This is a genomic window from Agriterribacter sp. (assembly GCF_035445465.1).
Classification (GTDB): Bacteria; Bacteroidota; Bacteroidia; order Chitinophagales; family Chitinophagaceae; genus Agriterribacter.
In genome coordinates, this window is sequence record NZ_DAOMQT010000055.1 from 1 (window position 1) to 16891 (window position 16891).

General features: G+C 43.4%; 15 protein-coding genes and 1 tRNA gene. 7 read left to right on the forward strand and 9 right to left on the reverse strand.

The annotated features are described in order from the left end of the window. Positions 1-161: 161 nt before the first annotated feature. The gene (locus tag PLE34_RS18275; RefSeq protein ID WP_324559239.1) at positions 162-2042 is read right to left on the reverse strand and encodes a BatD family protein; all 1881 of its coding nucleotides are present in this window, start codon (positions 2040-2042) and stop codon (positions 162-164) included. A 267-nt stretch (positions 2043-2309) separates the two neighbouring features. Between PLE34_RS18275 and PLE34_RS18280 the strand changes: the two genes are divergently transcribed. Next, positions 2310-3791, forward strand: a complete 1482-nt coding sequence (locus PLE34_RS18280; protein WP_324559240.1) for a xylulokinase — start codon at positions 2310-2312, stop codon at positions 3789-3791. Positions 3792-3837: 46 nt separating this feature from the next. After that, complete coding sequence (locus tag PLE34_RS18285; RefSeq protein ID WP_324559241.1) at positions 3838-4551, forward strand: carboxypeptidase-like regulatory domain-containing protein; 714 nt, start codon at positions 3838-3840, stop codon at positions 4549-4551. A 15-nt stretch (positions 4552-4566) separates the two neighbouring features. Here the strand turns inward: PLE34_RS18285 and PLE34_RS18290 are convergent, their stop codons facing one another. From PLE34_RS18290 to PLE34_RS18300, 3 genes are all read right to left on the reverse strand, one after another. Then, positions 4567-4902 (reverse strand): Rieske (2Fe-2S) protein, encoded by a 336-nt coding sequence (locus PLE34_RS18290; protein WP_324559242.1) that lies wholly within the window; start codon positions 4900-4902, stop codon positions 4567-4569. A gap of 56 nt (positions 4903-4958) precedes the next feature. Further along, the gene (gene hflX, locus PLE34_RS18295) at positions 4959-6158 is read right to left on the reverse strand and encodes a GTPase HflX (RefSeq protein ID WP_324559243.1); all 1200 of its coding nucleotides are present in this window, start codon (positions 6156-6158) and stop codon (positions 4959-4961) included. 94 nt (positions 6159-6252) lie between these two features. Next, positions 6253-6975 (reverse strand): outer membrane beta-barrel protein, encoded by a 723-nt coding sequence (locus tag PLE34_RS18300; RefSeq protein WP_324559244.1) that lies wholly within the window; start codon positions 6973-6975, stop codon positions 6253-6255. Positions 6976-7207: 232 nt separating this feature from the next. Here PLE34_RS18300 and PLE34_RS18305 point away from each other — a divergent pair, with 232 nt between their 5' ends. The 3 genes from PLE34_RS18305 to PLE34_RS18315 all read left to right on the forward strand — a co-directional run bounded on the left by PLE34_RS18305 (position 7208) and on the right by PLE34_RS18315 (position 9856). After that, a complete protein-coding gene (locus PLE34_RS18305; protein ID WP_324559245.1) occupies positions 7208-8854 on the forward strand; it encodes a M28 family metallopeptidase in 1647 nt (548 codons plus the stop codon). Positions 8855-8942: 88 nt separating this feature from the next. Next, complete coding sequence (locus PLE34_RS18310) at positions 8943-9377, forward strand: Xre family toxin-antitoxin system antitoxin (protein ID WP_324559246.1); 435 nt, start codon at positions 8943-8945, stop codon at positions 9375-9377. A gap of 11 nt (positions 9378-9388) precedes the next feature. Beyond that, the gene (locus PLE34_RS18315) at positions 9389-9856 is read left to right on the forward strand and encodes an RES family NAD+ phosphorylase (RefSeq protein ID WP_324559247.1); all 468 of its coding nucleotides are present in this window, start codon (positions 9389-9391) and stop codon (positions 9854-9856) included. 71 nt (positions 9857-9927) lie between these two features. Here the strand turns inward: PLE34_RS18315 and PLE34_RS18320 are convergent. Further along, a tRNA-Ile gene (locus tag PLE34_RS18320) sits at positions 9928-10001 on the reverse strand. A 236-nt stretch (positions 10002-10237) separates the two neighbouring features. Between PLE34_RS18320 and PLE34_RS18325 the strand changes: the two genes are divergently transcribed. Continuing rightward, positions 10238-10855, forward strand: coding sequence for an RNA polymerase sigma-70 factor (locus PLE34_RS18325; RefSeq protein WP_324559248.1), 618 nt, complete (start codon positions 10238-10240; stop codon positions 10853-10855). Between the two features lie 311 nt (positions 10856-11166). Then, entirely contained in the window at positions 11167-12333 is a 1167-nt protein-coding gene (locus PLE34_RS18330; RefSeq protein ID WP_324559249.1) for a lytic transglycosylase domain-containing protein, read from the forward strand. Positions 12334-12367: 34 nt separating this feature from the next. Here the strand turns inward: PLE34_RS18330 and PLE34_RS18335 are convergent, their stop codons facing one another. The 4 genes from PLE34_RS18335 to PLE34_RS18350 form a co-directional block, all read right to left on the reverse strand. Next, complete coding sequence (locus PLE34_RS18335; RefSeq protein WP_324559250.1) at positions 12368-13654, reverse strand: anthranilate synthase component I family protein; 1287 nt, start codon at positions 13652-13654, stop codon at positions 12368-12370. Between the two features lie 9 nt (positions 13655-13663). Continuing rightward, a complete protein-coding gene (locus PLE34_RS18340; RefSeq protein ID WP_324559251.1) occupies positions 13664-14092 on the reverse strand; it encodes a hypothetical protein in 429 nt (142 codons plus the stop codon). Between the two features lie 93 nt (positions 14093-14185). Next, positions 14186-15451, reverse strand: a complete 1266-nt coding sequence (locus PLE34_RS18345; RefSeq protein ID WP_324559252.1) for an adenylosuccinate synthase — start codon at positions 15449-15451, stop codon at positions 14186-14188. A 324-nt stretch (positions 15452-15775) separates the two neighbouring features. Then, a complete protein-coding gene (locus PLE34_RS18350) occupies positions 15776-16885 on the reverse strand; it encodes a 2-aminoethylphosphonate--pyruvate transaminase (protein WP_324559253.1) in 1110 nt (369 codons plus the stop codon). Positions 16886-16891: the final 6 nt, after the last annotated feature.

A 16891-nucleotide genomic window follows, 5' to 3' on the forward strand; every position in this document is an offset into this window, starting at 1 on the left:
AATAATTACCTAATTTTAACTTGGTGTTTTTCATAGGTTAGCAACGGCTGGCTCTTTCTAGGGCTGGCCTTATTTTTTTAAAGACCCCTATGCATTTATTGAACCGCAACCTGCTATTGCCTGCTGAAACCGTATAGCGAACCGCTATAATTAAAGATGGATTACGCTTTTGAAATATTATCCAGCAGATCCTCTGCAAGATCGTATACAGACTGCATCTCCGCTTCATTAATAACGGGCGTATACAAAGCCACTTCACACTGCTGGATAAGCAACTGGAATTGTGTAATAATGATATCGTCAAACCCTTTTACCTTCATTCGCTGCGCTATGTCTTTCTGATCCGTGTAAGTGCCGGTAAGCTGTAATTTTTCATTCATATAATTCCGCAAAGCCTTACCCAGCTCAGAATAGAACCCCTGCCCGTTTTGCTGTACAAGCATGAGCCTTGCCCGGAATAAAGGGTTAGACAAAAAACCCGCCTGCGGTTCCTTCTGGTGACTGGTAACCGTTTCCTGTCCGCCATTTTTAACGCTTCTCAAAACAGGTGCGCTGCCCGGTAAACGGATATACCTGAATAAAAAGAAACCAAACAAACCCAGCAATACAGCAGCGGTTATCATCCATAACGTGCCTGTTCCGGTTGGTGCACTTTCATATCCGGTTACCGCCGTGCCGGCGCCGGGAGCATTTTTTTGCACTACAGGAACAGCATGAATAACAACAGCATCCGTTTTCGCAGTTTTATACTGATTGGCCTGCGGATCAAAATAGGAGAATTCAACAGGGGGAATCGCTATGATCCCTGTTCGTTTAGGCATTACCGTAAATGCAAAAGTTTTATAGCCCCGCATTGGCGCCACGGTTTTTAAAACATTTTCTTTAATGTCGGGCTCATACGCTTCCATATCCTTTGGCCATTGTACCATCGGCGCATTAATAACACCAAAATTTCCTTCTCCCTTTATAATAACCCTTAGCAGCGCCACGTCATTCAGGGCAATTTCATTTTTATCAATGCTAGCCTCAATGCTGAAATTTCCCACCGCGCCATCAAAAGATTCCGGCCGGGAGAAAGCCGGAAGCGCCTTTACCGTTACCGGCAACGGATTGCTTTTAATATTTACGTTTTCGGTTATAATTCCTTCGTGCGTAACATTATCCGATTCAAACGATCTCAGCAACTCGGGCAAATGTTCCCCCTTGTCTTTCATGGCCGTTTCGGCACTTAAAAAAGAAATGGAATTTTCCACCTCTGCCGGGTCAAGTTCAAGAATGCCCGACTGCAGCGGAAAAAGCTGTGCTTTACGGATAAGGTATACATTGAAATTTTTACCATTCAGCGTTTCAATGGTGGAAGGCGCCGAAGAAGGGTCTACGATATCATATACACTAAAGCCATTAAAGGATGGCCTTTTAGATACTTTTGATTCTGAACGCAGGCGGGTATATAACTTGTAGGTAGCTATTACCGGCTCGCCTTCATAACAATGATCTTTACTTACATCTACTTTAATAAAAAGATTTTGCCTGATCTTGTTTTGAATATCTTCGCCTTTTCGGATAATATAATCACTGTATAATTGCTGATCCAAAACATCATCATACGAATGGCTTTGAAAATTATACCGGTTGTTATTGTGTTTGGATTCCTTAACCTTAAACCGGATGGTATTAAAAACAAAACGCTGGTTGTTTATTTTAGCGGAACCACCTGAAAGTGCATAATTACCCGGTGCTTCGGGCTGTATAACATACATGAAGGTCACATAGTTATTTACCGCACCGTTAACAACAGATGTGCCTGTTGTATGCAGCGGCCCCTCCACCACCTTACATCCTTTAAAAGCAGGTGGAATAAACTGCTGTACTTCCTCCGCATTCTCCACACTAAACTGCAGCTTAATGAGCTCATCCTGCAGCATAATATTTTTATTAGCTGAAGCGGCAACTTTTACCTGACCCGGACTTTGCTGAGCCGGCAGGCAAAAAACAAACGGCAGTAATGCAAATTGAAGTAAATATTTTCCTATATGATTCATCTTTTATTTTCTCTCCTCCATGCCGGTAGCAATCACAATATGATCATAACAAATATAGCATTTGACTACAAGAGGCCGGGATAAAGTTGCGTTAAAACACAGTATGTATGCGTATGCCCGGCGTATATTACAATTGTTTAACAACAGCAGGACAAATGAAACAAAACATTTATTCAAACATAATTCAATTATCAATACAGCAGCATGGCAAACGATGTTTTTAGTATCTTGTTCCCATTATTTTAATTAAACCATATTACGCACTGTATGTTACTTCTTGGCATTGACGTAGGCACTTCATCTATAAAGGTATCTGTAGTAAACGCTGCCGATACAAAACTGATCGCTTCAGCCCGGTTTCCCGAAACGGAAGCTACCATTATTTCGCAACATCCCGGATGGGCTGAGCAGGAACCTGAAAGCTGGTGGCAATATACCTGCCAGGCTATACAAAAACTCAATGCTTCCGGTAGTTTTAATCCACGCGATATAGCGGCTATTGGCATTGCTTATCAAATGCACGGACTGGTAATTGTTGATAAAAATAAAAAAGTTTTACGTCCTTCCATTATATGGTGCGACAGCCGTGCCGTTGAAACAGGTAATAACGCTTTTGAAGCCATCGGCCCCGCCTGGTGCCGGGAGCATCTTTTAAATTCACCCGGTAATTTCACAGCATCCAAACTGGCCTGGGTGAAAGCGCACGAGCCTGCTATTTTTGAAAATGTAGCTAAACTAATGCTGCCCGGAGATTATATTGCCATGCGGTTAACACAGGAAATAACCACCTCTCCTGCCGCATTATCAGAAGGCGTTTTATGGGATTTTCAATCCGATACCGTAGCTCAGCCGGTAATGGATCATTATGGCTTTTCCAATCCTATTATCCCCCGGGTACAACCTGTATTTTCCGTTCATGGCGCAGTAACTCAGGAGATAGCCGTGACATTAGGATTAAAACCCGGCATCCCGGTATCCTATAAAGCAGGGGATCAGCCTAACAATGCTTTATCACTGAATGTAATGAACCCCGGTGAAATTGCGGCTACAGCAGGCACTTCAGGTGTAATATACGCGGTAAGCGACCGGCTAACCGGCGATCCGCAGTCGAGGGTAAACAGCTTTGCGCATGTGAACCATACCACAGCACAAAAAAGCATTGGCGTTCTGCTATGCATTAACGGCACAGGTATTATGAACAGGTGGATGAAAGATATAGCCGGCAGCCATTTAACATACGCGCAAATCAATGAACAGGCTGCCAACATTCCTTTGGGAAGTAACGGGCTTACCATACTGCCCTTTGGCAACGGCGCAGAGCGTATGCTCGGAAATAAGCTGATGGGATCGCAAATCAGTAACCTGCAATTAACCACGCATCAACCTTCACATTTGTTCCGGGCCGCGCAGGAAGGCATTGCCTGCGCTTTCCGTTACGGGTTAGACATCCTGAAAGAAAACGGCGTTCGCCCTTCCGTTATCCGTGCCGGAAAAGCCAATATGTTTTTAAGCCCCCTGTTTACAGATCTTTTTGTGAACTTTACCGGCACCCCTGTAGAATTGTATGAAAATGACGGTGCAGTGGGAGCAGCTATAGGCGCAGGCATTGGCGCAGGTATTTACACAAACCCCCGGGAAGCATTCCAAAACTATAAGCCTGTTGCCCTGGCAGAACCCAATAATAATCAAAAAGCATATGCGAGCATATATGAAAGGTGGAAGGGCATACTGGAAAAAGCTTTATCATAGCCTGCGGGTCAATCACCGCGCAGGTATCCTTGTTATAATATCATATATGCTGGTTGTCCTTCCTGCACATATTCACGCGCAGGAGATACAGGGAACGGTTTACGATATTACACAAAGGATTCCCCTGCCGGGAGTAAGCGTACTTACCGCTTCAGGATACGGCACACAAACAGATTCTATGGGATTTTACAGCATCAGGGTACTTCCGGCAGACTCCATCTGGTTCTCGTACCTGGGAAAAGCCACTCCCAGATACCCGGTTAAAACCGTTCAGAACCCTGCCGCCTTCGACATTTCTATACAAATATCGGCTATTGAATTGCCCGGCGTTACGGTTCGAAAGCCTAATTATCGCTTTGATTCTTTGCAAAACCGGAGAGAATATGAAAAGGCATTCAATTATCGCAAACCGGGCCTACGCATTTCTTCTTTATCGCCGGGTAGTGTTGGAGCGGGAGCCGGCGTTGACCTTAATGAGCTGATCAATGTATTTCGCTTTCGCCGCAGCAGGAATATGAAATTCTTGCAGGGATGGCTGATAAAGGAAGAACAGGAGAAATATATAGACTACCGCTACAGCAAGCTGTTTGTACGAAAACTTACCCACTTAGAAAGCCCCGAATTAGATAGTTTTATGAAATATTATCGTCCCCAGTACGAGTATGTTGTTATGTTGAATGACGCCGAATTAGGGCTTTATATCCTGGAATGTTTTAAAGAATATACAACCCCAAAAAGAAGAAGAAGAAGCAACAATTAGTTTTTGAGCAACTCCCTACTTACCCATATCTACAAAAACACCATCTGCTCTTATTGTCACCGGCCAATGCTTTAAATAATATCCTTCACCGCTTACATTATACCCGGTACGCATATTAAACTTATAGCCGTGCACAGGGCATACAACATTACCCGCCTCATTTATACAGCCTTCGCTTAAAAGCCCTCCTGCATGCGGGCATTTGGAAGCAAAAGCAAAAAGAGCATCTTTAAATCTGCCTATACAAATTTCTTTATCTCCAGCTTCTGTTACGGCAATATTATTGACGCCAAACTTTATTTCACAGATATGATCCGCGATCCTGATCCAGCTTTGTTCTTTTTCGGGCATAGCGCGGTGAGGGATAATTAATGAAGATTATTATATATAATTAACGTAATACTGGTTTAAGCCTGGTAAAAGAACTCGGTTTTATATGGATACCTTATGCGGTATAGTTCGCGGATCTTACTGGTGAGCACTTTGCGCAATTCATCAATATTTTGCTTTTCCGTGGCAGCAATAAAAATACAGTTACCCTGCGTTTCATTCACCCATCTTTGCTTCAGCTCTTCCAGCAACTGTGTTTTGGTACCGTCATCCAGCCATTCATCGAATGTATTTTTTACATACAGGTCCATTTTGTTAAAAATGGTGATCACCGGTTTGTTATAGCATCCCAGGTCCTGCAGGGTTTTATTTACTACTTTCATCTGGTCTTCGTACTGCGGATGTGAAATATCCACCACATGCAACAATATATCACTTTCTTTCACTTCATCAAGGGTGCTTTTAAAGCTTTCCACCAGGTGATGCGGAAGTTTACGGATAAATCCAACGGTATCGCTCAGCAGGAAGGGTGTGTTCTCAAAAACCACTTTACGGGTAGTAGTATCCAGCGTGGCAAACAGCTTGTTCTCCGCGAATACCTCACTTTTGCTCAGCACATTCATGATCGTAGATTTCCCTACGTTGGTGTATCCTACTAACGCCACGCGAATAAATTCACCGCGGTCTTTTCGCTGCGTAAAAGCCTGTTTGTCTATTTCTACCAGCCTTTTTCGTAAAAGCGATATTTTATCCCGCACGATACGCCTGTCGGTTTCAATTTCCGTTTCCCCCGGACCTCTTGTTCCGATACCGCCGCCCAATCTTTCCAAATGCTTCCACATACCTCTTAACCTGGGCAGGAGATATTGATATTGCGCCAGCTCAACCTGGGCCTTGGCCTGGGCGGTTTTAGCGCGATTAGCAAAAATATCCAGTATCAGATCGCTCCGGTCTATTGTTTTTATACCCAATATTTTTTCAATATTGGATATCTGCGAACCGGTAAGCTCATCATCAAAAATAGCAACCTGAATATCGCCATGTCTTTCAATATATTGCCTGATCTCTTCCAGCTTGCCTTTACCTATAAATGTTTTGCTATCGGGATGCGGCAGTTTCTGATAGAATTTTTTAACCGCTTTTGCGCCGGCGGTTTCTGCCAAGAAAGCCAGCTCATCGAGATATTCCTTCAACTGGTGTTCTGTTTGGAGCTTATGCACCAACCCCACCAGCACCGCCTTCTCTTCCTGCAAAAATTTACTCTTTTTATCTATCAATCTTTAAAATTTAGAACTGCAAAGGTAAACGAAGCATAACGAAAAAACGGATGCACCCGGCACCCGTTTCCATATTTTAAACACAAATGACGGCCTATAAACCGCTTATGGTTAAACCAATGCTATAGGGCTTTACATTTGGACCGGCGCCTTCCCTGATGAATTCATTAAACTGGTAGGTTCCAAAAACCGAAAACACTCCATAGCCTACACGAAGCGTACCCGCTAACCGGGTAGTATTAAAATTTCTTTTGTCCTTTATTTTCCGGGTATAACCGCCGTATCCTTCCGTGTCGCGCGTTATTTTAGCCTTGGTATGGGCATCTATCATGGTTCCTACTTTAACGCCCAACGCCACTTTAAAGGCCTTGTTATAATTTGCCGGGTTACTGGCGAACCGAAGTTCCACAGGAACTTCCAGGTAGCCTGTAGCTATCTTATATTTTTTATAGGAACTCACCGTATCATGCGCAAAGCTCAGGGGGTATTTTCTAAGGTCAACCGTGGTTTGCTTAAAAAACATATTGTCGGTACCCAGCCCTGCTCCTATCGCCGCGCTGAACCTGGGATCCGATTTAAAGGGAAAATCAAACATGAAATACATGTTGAAGGTTCTGCTTAAGCCCCCCGTTCTGAAGGAATCAGGAGATCCTGCCCACCCATTATAACCTACCTGTATCATAAAATGGTCTGCAGCACGGCCGGAAAGCTGGCTGGTATTGCGGCTTTTTTTCCGCGAAAGCGTGTCTGTTTCCGTTTGCGCCCATAAAAAACTACCCCATACTAACAGTGAAATGACCAGTAAGAAACGCTTCATAAATTAAATTGAGTGACAAATGTATCCTGCAACAGGTTAATAAAAGGTTAAAGAGAACAAATATAAAAGACATTTTTCTGAACCCGGAAAACAAAAATAACGCTAACAAAGCGGCTGATCAAGCTGCGCCTGATCTTCATCTTCGCGGGAAAAGGTGCGCAAGATATTGATATTGGGGTAGATTAGTGTGAAAAAATTATTATACTTGCCGCATTATTATAATACCGCTTTTATGAACCGCATCTTTTTAAGTATTGTATCTGCCACGCTCCTGCTTGCCTCCTGTAATCCCAAAGAAGCAACTTTTGGAGAAGAAGACGGTCTTGCCGCTTTCAGCTCCGATAGCCTGGGTAAACATATCGCCGAACTTTCGGGAGATGATTTTGAAGGCCGCAAACCATTTACCGCGGGAGAAACAAAAACGATCCAGTATTTAAAAGAAAAGTTCATTGCAGCAGGTCTTGAACCCGGCAATGGTGAAAGTTATTTCCAGGAGGTGCCGATGGTAAATATTACTACCGATGCCGCACCCGTTATGCAGGTAAAATCGGCCAAAGGAAATTTTACTTTACAAGGGCCGGATGATTATGTGCTATGGACAAACAAAACAGATGCTGCTGTTTCCCTCAATAATGACGAGCTTGTTTTTGCAGGCTATGGCGTAGTGGCGCCGGAGTATAACTGGAATGATTATAAAGGATTGGATGTAAAGGGAAAAGTGGTAATGGTATTGGTGAACGATCCCGGTTTTAATGCAGGTGATACGTCTTTGTTTAAAGGAAAAACGATGACCTACTACGGCCGCTGGACCTATAAATTTGAAGAAGCTGCCCGGCAGGGCGCTAAAGCCTGCTTAGTTATTCACAATACCGAAGCTGCCAGCTATCCTTTTACCGTTGTACAAAACAACTGGAATGCCTCACGCCTGCGTTTAGACCCACGGGGCAGGGAGGAACAATTATGCGATATGATCGGCTGGGTATCGGGCCCGGCGGCAAAAAAACTATTAACCGCTGCCGGTAAGGATACTACCTTATTCACCTCAGCCGATGTGCGGGGATTTAAAGGAACAGCTTTAAACCTGGGCTTATCAACTTCCATTCGGGTAAAAACCAATTACAATCAATCCAATAATGTAATTGGCAAAATAACAGGCAGCAAATACCCCGATGAAACCATTATATATACAGCGCACTGGGATCACCTGGGTATTGGAACGCCCGATGAAACCGGCGATTCTATTTACAACGGCGCATTAGACAATGCAAGTGCCACAGCCGGGTTATTAGAACTGGCGCGGGGATTTAAAAGTTTGCCAACACAGCCTGAACGCACTATTGTCTTTTTATCTGTAACTGCTGAAGAGCAGGGATTATGGGGATCGGCCTATTACGCACAAAACCCTGTTTATCCGTCTAATAAAACCGTGGCCAATATTAACATGGACGGGTTGAACTGGTATGGCAAAACGAAGGATGTAATTATAGTAGGGCAGGGACAATCGGAGCTGGAGGATTATTTGCAGGAAGAAGCCGCCAAAGTGAACCGTACCATTACACCCGAAGTGCACCCCGAAGCGGGTTATTATTACCGGTCCGATCATTTCAATTTTGCCAAAGCAGGCATCCCGGCTTTATATATCAGCAGCGGTATTGATGTTATTGGAAAAGAAAGCGGGTATGGCAAAAAAATGAATGATATATATACTGAAAAAAATTACCATCGCCCCTCTGATGAATATGATGCCACCTGGAAATTAGACGGCGCCATTGATGATCTTCAATTGCTGTTTCGCGTTGGGCGCCGCCTGGCTTATGGACAAAGCTGGCCGCAATGGAAAACCGGTTCGGAGTTTAAGGCGATCAGGGAAAGCAGGTAGTTTGCTGCCTAACTGCAATCATATAGTAGTGAATATTTTCACTTTTAAAAGTGAAAAATATCAACTATCTTCATGAAAAATAAGTATAATGGCTGCAACTGATGTGAAACAAAAAAGCACCGTTCGGAGGAAATTCAGAAACTTCGATTTGAGCGATGAGATAAAAATGGTAGGCGCTGCCCGTAAGGGTATCAGTGCAGAGGTGTTTTACAACTTTGCCCGCTTAATAAAAATGCCTGAAAAAAGCCTGGCCCAACTGCTTTATATTCACCCCAGGACAATAAACAACTATCGGGAGCAGGAAAAAAATCTGGCGCCTGTTGAAAGTGAACACCTGCTCAGGCTCATTGCCCTTTTTGCAAAGGGAGAGGAGCTTTTCGGTAATGCAGATGAATTTAATTACTGGTTGCAAAAGCCTTTCTGGAGCACAAAGGAAAAGCCAATAGACTGGCTGACTACTCCCGGTGGCGTTGGATTGGTATCGGATGAATTAGACCGGCTGGCACATGGATATGTTGCTTAAATAATTACTGCATGCTGGTGTATCGGATTGTTCATAAAGCATATAGTAATACGCTCTTTGCGCCAGGTATAAGCGGGCGCTGGAACGGAAAAGGGCGCAAAGTAGTGTACACCGCGGAATCTGTGCCGCTGGCATTTCTGGAAAACATGATCCGCAGAAAAGGAGTAGGATTCAACGGGGATTTTAAAATAATGATCATCGAAATACCCAACACACTCGGCATTACTGAAATAAAAGAAACGGATTTGAAAAAAGGGTGGAGAGATTTTAAAGATTACAGCAAATGCCAGCCACTCGGAAACGCATGGTACGACAAAAGCGATACACCTGTTTTAAAAGTACCTTCCGCCGTATTGCCCGGCAACTTCAATTATGTGCTCAATACCATGCATCCTCATTATGCACAAATTGCGCTGATAGAAACCACCAACCTGGTACCCGATGAGCGCATTGAAGATATCCTTAAACGATACCGGTAAGGATAGTCTGCGTTTCTTTAAATGGCTTATGCGCATGAAAAAGGCTATGAAAAATCATAGCCTCCGTAATGTGGACCCTGCTGGGCTCGAACCAGCGACCCTCTGATTATGAGTCAGATGCTCTAACCAGCTGAGCTAAGGGTCCTTTCTCCTTAAAGAAGAAATATCATTGATTTACTTATAAGAACTTTCTGTTTTAGCCTGCTTACGGCTGTTATTGATCGCCGTTTTCTTTAGCGGTGGGCAAAGGTAAAAAAAAACATCGTACAGAATAATTTTTCTGCCATTTCCTTCCGCTATTTAAAATATTACAGCAAACCAAGCAGCACATTGTAGCTTTGTGCTCTCCTTTAAAAGAGAATTCATTGTAAAAATCGTAGTTTGCAAAACGATTGCAGGGGTATGCTTATGGATAACCGCCAGCCTCATATTGAACTATTACAACAACAGATTGCGCTTTTCAACAATCAGCAGGCATATAATGAACTATTCCTGCATTTTTATCCCTCCCTTCAGCAGTTTGCCTTTTCCTTCCTTAAATCAAAGCAGCTTTCGGAAGAAGCGGTTTCTGATGTATTTATTAAAATATGGAAGAGGCGCAGAACACTTCATACTATTATTAACCTCAAATTATACCTTTTCACCAGCACCCGAAATACCTGCCTTAACTACCTGAAAAAGCAAAAAAGCTGGCAAAGTTTACCTGCGGATGATTACTGGGTTGAATTGAACAGCGTATTTTTCGACCCTGAGCAATTAATGATCACAGCCGAAATGCTTCACAAAATACATGAAGCCGTTCAAAGCCTGCCGGCGAGGTGCAGGCTGATCTTTAAGCTGGTTAAAGAGGAAGAGCTGAAATACCGCGAAGTAGCGGAACTATTGAATCTCTCTGTAAAAACAGTTGAAAACCAGATGACGCTCGCTTTAAAAAAAATAGGATCTGCTATCGGATTCAATATCCACCGCGCCATTTCCTCAAGTGTAAGATCGCTTTGAACGTACGCACACACATGCTTTAGCTTTCCAAAAAAATTAAAAAGAATGTCATTTATTCCGAATACCGTCATTATGACGTAATTTTTGGCTCGATTTAATGCTTTTTACCATAAATCATGGCATAGTTTTGGCTTAAAACTATGACGATCCATTTTGAAGAAGTATTTTTGCTTTCCGCTCTTCCAATACCTCTGATAAGCTTCACAAATCTTTAGGTTTTTGTAACCCCCTGTGAATCAACCAATTATTTTGTACCCTCCTTTTTTGGAACCATAATTGCAAAACAGGAGAAAACCAAAAAATTGAGTTATATGAATATGTTATTAAAAGGTTTTGGTTATTTCGTATTTGTTTTATGTATGTCTTTTTCGCTAAAAGCTGAAGATATTCATGGCAATTCCGAAGCCCAGGAAACAGATACCAGCATTGCCGTTACTGAAATAGTTGTGGCAACGGCAGTAAGCTCACCTTCGGACAATGAAAATACCACTGCTATTATAATGGAAGAAGAAAATGCCGTTCCTGAAGCAATAGCTACGCCCAAAGCACCGGCAGTGAGCCAAAATAAATACAACACCTTACACCCACTGGCTATTGCCTTTGTAAGGGATTACGAAAAAAAGCACGAAAAACGCCTGGAAAAGATCACATCTAAATATGCGCGGCAAATGGCGCTCATAGACAAGATCATGATACGCTATGACCTTCCTACGGAACTCAAATATCTCGCGCTTATTGAGTCTGAAATGTTCAATGGCGCGGTATCACGCAAAGGAGCCGTAGGTCCCTGGCAGTTCATGGCCCCCACAGGCAGGTTAATGGGTTTAACCATCAATCATAACAGGGATGAAAGACGGGATCTTACCAAAAGCACACACGCCGCAGCAAAATATCTTAAAATCCTGCATAACCAGTTCAACGACTGGCTGCTGGTTATAGCAGCGTATAATGGCGGAGCCTCAAGAGTAGATGCTGCCATTAAAAAAAGCCAGAGCCGGGACTTCTGGAAGCTGCAGTATTATTTACCTGCCGAATCGAGAGCGCATGTTAAGAAATATGTAGCCGCCTGTTATATACTGGAAAAACAGGAAGAAACAGCAGTGCCTTTATTAAATATGGAAAAGCTTATGGCTGAAAACCTTAACGATTTAAGCATACTCCATATCAGCGGCAAATACAATATAAACGTAATTGTGGAAGCCTTAGACATGGAAGCAGAGGCATTTAACCTGTACAACCCGGATTTCGAAAAAGAAGTAGTTGCCCGGGGTTACGACATGAGGCTGCCGAAGGATAAAATGCAAAGATTTAAGGAAAAACGCCAGGATATATTGAATGACTCTATTGAAATGCTGTTAAAAAGCAACAGCACCGTTTTCAGCAACGATAAAAGCGATTATCCCGAAGCCATCGGTCTTCCCAAAACAAAAGCCATTATGTCTACCGCCGGCGAACAAAAAATGATGAAAAGAAAGTAAAGGGGATTATTTTATAAACAAAAGGAGTGCTGGATTATGTGTTCAGCACTTTTTTTATGGCTGCCGCCTTCAACAGGCACTCTTCATATTCATCTTCCGCCCTGCTGTAATACGTAATAGCAGAGCCGGTTTGAAAAGACAGATACCGGTTTGAGGCGTTATACAATATGCTCCTGATCACTACATTAAAATCCATATCCTGCTCCGGGGAGATATAACCTGCCGCCCCCGAAAACAAACCACGCCGGGTTCGCTCATACTGCTCAATTAATTCCATTACCCTTTTTTTGGGAGCCCCTGTCATGCTCCCCATTGGAAAAGTAGCTTTTAATATATCCGCTACCCGCACCGTATCCGCTACTTCCCCGCTTACAGTAGAAATCATTTGATATACCTGCGGGAAAGCGTATATACCCATCAACTCGTCTACCTTCACACTGCCTTCCGTACAAACCTTTGCCAGGTCATTCCGAACCAGGTCTACGATCATTATATTTTCCGAACGGTCTTTTGAACTATGCTGAAGCGTTTCCCTGTTTAACCTGTCGGACTCCGTACGCTTATTGTTTCGCTGTATCGTACCTTTTATGGGCTGGGAGATCAGCCTGCTCCCGCTCTTGCGCAGGTAGCGCTCAGGACTGGCACAAAGGAGGTATTTCTCTTCCAGCCTGTAGTAGCAAGAAAAGGGGTTGGGCGATTCCTTACTTAACGCCCGGTATACCTGCAGGGGATCAATGACCGCATTATCGTTATAAAACTCCTGGCAAAAGTTAATTTCATAACAATCACCACGTAATATGTGTTGCTGCAATTGCTGAACGGTATCAATATAAGCATCCCTGGTAAACCTGCTTTTTATTTCAATTTGCAGTGGTTGATGAGTTGTAGCCGGCACGGTGCTAAAAACAGCCGCGGCAACAGATGCATGTTCCCGGCTTTTAACCCCTATCAATAATTCGTTGCTGCGTAGTATTAAAACAATTTCGGGAACAAAAAAGAAAAGATCATCAAATTGTACAAAGTCCGCATTATTGGATTGCAGGGTCTCGATCTCGTTTTTAAGATCATAGCCCAGGTGCCCGAAGCACCAGTCGCTGTTTTTATCAATAAAACCCTGTAATTGTTCAAACGCCCTATCGCCGGTGGTATGAAGCACGCTTTCGGCGTTCACTGCCAGTATGCATTCAAAACGATGCTCCCGCAGCCGGTACTGGTGATCGTCTAAAAAACAACAGATGCTGAACTGGTTAGCCCAATCCAGCATCTGTTCTTTAACCTGTAAAAAATCATGAACCGGAAAGGAACAAAATGTTCTTTTCACGTTATGCTGTTAAAAGTCATCGTCATCATCATCGTATCCGCCACCGCCATCATCAAACAAGCCCATGTCCTTGAATTCATCGTCAATGCCCAGATCATCATCTTCTTCCTTTCCTTTTTTGCCACCTGTTTTCTTTGCTTTTGATTTAGGTATATCAAACTCATCGAAATCAGGATCCCAGTTGTCTTCCTCATCTACTTTCTCCCAGTCATCTTTCTCCTCTTCCGGGTCATCGTCATCGTCATCCTCCTCTTTTAAAGATTTAGATGCAACCTTTCCTCCTTTTACAGAAGGCTTCTCATCCAACTCCAAATCATCGTCATCGTCTTCGTCTTCTTTCTTCTTGGATTTGGGCGACGTTTTTAAGGGTTTAGCCTTCCCGTTATTAGCGGAAATTCCCTTACCAGCAGTTTTTTTATCTCTTTCAGATTTTGCCATAGCTTGACTAAATTAACAACGTAAAATTTCTACGAGATTTTGAGATAGCCAAATAATTTCAAAAATAATTTTTATTGTAATACAATACAACAATTAAAGTACCGGAATTATCTGGTCTCTTCCCGGTCCATTGGAAATATATTTTATCTCTGCGCCCAAATAACCGTTAATATGGTTTATATAATCCTTCATAGCCTGGGGAACGGAAGCAAACGAAGTTGTTTCGGTAATGTCTGTATCCCATCCCTTAAATGAAGTATATACCGGATCTATAGCCAGCTTTGCCATTTGGTAAGGCACCTGCTGCTGCAGTTTTCCGTTAATATTATAATTTTCACATACTTTCAGCTCAGTAAACGCGTCTAACACGTCGGCTTTGGTCATTACTAATTGTGTAACGCCGTTTATCATACAGGCAAATTTCAATGCCACCAGGTCAATCCAGCCGCACCGGCGCGGACGCCCTGTTGTGGCGCCAAACTCATTACCGGTTTTACGCAGTTCGTCTCCCACCCCGTCATGCAGCTCGGTAGGGAAAGGCCCGCTGCCCACTCTCGTACAATAGGCTTTGGTTACGCCAATCACTTCTTTAATTTTTTGCGGAGCCACTCCCAGCCCTGTACATACGCCTGCCGATATGGTATTGGAAGAGGTTACAAAAGGGAAGGTTCCAAAATCCACATCCAGCATGCTCCCCTGCGCGCCTTCCGCCAGTACTTTTTTGCCCTCACTTATCTTTTCATTAATAAAATATTCGCCGTTTATGATCTTAAACCGGCGCATGAACTCAACACCTTCAAAAAACTCGTCTTCCCACGCGGAAATATCTTCATGAAACTGCATGCTGTCTAAAAGCTTCTGGTGCTTAAGCCGAAGCCTGATATATTGCGATGTAAAGTTTTTATCAAGGATATCCCCTACCCGTAAGGCGTTCCTGCCTGTTTTATCCATATAGGCAGGTCCTATACCTTTTAGTGTGGAGCCAATTTTATCATTTCCCTTCAATACTTCAGAAGCTTTGTCGAGCGCCCTGTGCGTGGGTAAAATAAGATTGGTTCTTTCTGAAATATACAGATTCTTAGCATAATCAACCCCAAAAGTAGCCACTGTTTCGCACTCTCTTTTAAGGGTAACCGGGTCTAATACCACCCCGTTTCCGATCAGATTAATGATATCGCTGTGAAATATCCCGGAAGGGATCTGGTGCAATACTACTTTCTTATCTTTTACATACAGGGTATGTCCTGCATTGGGTCCACCCTGGAAACGCGCGATCACATCATAGGCAGGCGCGAAATAGTCTACAATCTTACCTTTTCCTTCATCGCCCCACTGGAGGCCTAATAATACATCAACCATTTGAAATGCTAATTTGGAAGAGCGCAAAAATAGACGAATGAGGGGAATAAGGGAAATAAAATGTGGAAATATGGAAATGTGGGAAATGTGAAAATTTAGGAATTTGAAAACCAGCCAGCCGGCAGACTGGTTTTCAAATGAGTGAGGGAGGCAATGGGTAGTAATCAGCTATCACAGCAGGGGGGTATCCAGCCCTCATGGTAGTAATTACTAACGATGAGACGAGTACTTCTTCTTTCACCTTTCACCTTTCCCCCTTCATCTTTATTTAAACCCTATGATGCTTCCTCACGCTGTAATTCCCTCCCACAAACCTCATGGGTTTTAAACCGTCACCGCATCCTCCTTCAGCACTTCTTCAATAGCAATAAGCAACGCTTTTACATCATCCGGAAAAATTTGCCCGATATTGCCAATACGGAAAGCATTGGCCTTGCTGAGCTTACCTGGATAAATAACGAATCCTCTTTTATTCAGCTTCTCATAAAAAAGCTCAAAATTAAAACCCGGATCGGAAGGATATAAGAAAGAAGAAATGATATGTCCCTGTATCTCCGGTTTGAGGTATTGCTTAAAGCCGAGTGCGGTCATTCCTTCATCCAGCGTTTGTTTATTGGCTTTATACCTTTGCTCGCGGGCAGGGATACCGCCTTCTTCTTCCAGCTCTTTCATAGCCTGCCGGAAGGCCATAAGGCTTAAGGTTGGCGGGGTAAACCTAAATTGCCCGCTGGCTTCAAGTCCGGCCCATTGATCGTATAGATCAAGGCTGAGACTGCGTGCCTGTCCTTTCGCTTTTTCGAGCTCACCGCGCTTGCATAGTGCAAAGGCAAAGCCCGGAACACCTTCAATGCATTTATTGGAAGAAGAAACCAGGAAATCAATTTGCATGGCTTTCATATCCATTGCAACGCCGCCAAAACTGCTCATGGCATCAACAATAAACACTTTACCATATTGTTTGCAAACAGCGCCAATAGCTGTTACGGGATTAAACAACCCGGTAGTGGTTTCACTGTGTATACAGGCCACATGCGTGATATCCGGATGGCTTTGTAAAAAAGCTTCCGTTGCTTCCGGAGTAACAATGGTATCCTCATCAAAACGAAGCACTACATGGTTCAGCCGGTGAATGCCTGCCATTTTCACTATCCTTTCTCCGTAAGCGCCGTTGGCAAGTATCAGCAGCCTGTCCTTCTCTCCCACTACGCTGCTGATCACACTTTCCACGGCAAAAGTACCGGAGCCCTGGATGATCACGCATTCATAACCATCTTCCTTACTAACCTGCGCCAGTTGCAGCAAGCCATTGCGGATATCCCTTACTGCATTCATAAATACCTGATCCCGTGATCCCATATCCTTTAGCATGGCCTGCTTTACGGTTAAGGAGGTTGATAAAGGACCCGGAGTAAATAATAAGGGCTGATGAGACATACATTA

What these genes read in the sequence shown, in the direction of transcription:
- PLE34_RS18275 (WP_324559239.1), bottom strand. Translation starts at nt 2,042, where the DNA reads ATGAATCATATAGGAAAATATTTACTTCAATTTGCATTACTGCCGTTT.
- PLE34_RS18280 (WP_324559240.1), top strand. Translation starts at nt 2,310, where the DNA reads ATGTTACTTCTTGGCATTGACGTAGGCACTTCATCTATAAAGGTATCT.
- PLE34_RS18285 (WP_324559241.1), top strand. Translation starts at nt 3,838, where the DNA reads ATGCTGGTTGTCCTTCCTGCACATATTCACGCGCAGGAGATACAGGGA.
- PLE34_RS18290 (WP_324559242.1), bottom strand. Translation starts at nt 4,902, where the DNA reads ATGCCCGAAAAAGAACAAAGCTGGATCAGGATCGCGGATCATATCTGT.
- PLE34_RS18300 (WP_324559244.1), bottom strand. Translation starts at nt 6,975, where the DNA reads ATGAAGCGTTTCTTACTGGTCATTTCACTGTTAGTATGGGGTAGTTTT.
- PLE34_RS18305 (WP_324559245.1), top strand. Translation starts at nt 7,208, where the DNA reads ATGAACCGCATCTTTTTAAGTATTGTATCTGCCACGCTCCTGCTTGCC.
- PLE34_RS18310 (WP_324559246.1), top strand. Translation starts at nt 8,943, where the DNA reads ATGGCTGCAACTGATGTGAAACAAAAAAGCACCGTTCGGAGGAAATTC.
- PLE34_RS18315 (WP_324559247.1), top strand. Translation starts at nt 9,389, where the DNA reads ATGCTGGTGTATCGGATTGTTCATAAAGCATATAGTAATACGCTCTTT.
- PLE34_RS18330 (WP_324559249.1), top strand. Translation starts at nt 11,167, where the DNA reads ATGAATATGTTATTAAAAGGTTTTGGTTATTTCGTATTTGTTTTATGT.
- PLE34_RS18340 (WP_324559251.1), bottom strand. Translation starts at nt 14,092, where the DNA reads ATGGCAAAATCTGAAAGAGATAAAAAAACTGCTGGTAAGGGAATTTCC.
- PLE34_RS18345 (WP_324559252.1), bottom strand. Translation starts at nt 15,451, where the DNA reads ATGGTTGATGTATTATTAGGCCTCCAGTGGGGCGATGAAGGAAAAGGT.
- PLE34_RS18350 (WP_324559253.1), bottom strand. Translation starts at nt 16,885, where the DNA reads ATGTCTCATCAGCCCTTATTATTTACTCCGGGTCCTTTATCAACCTCC.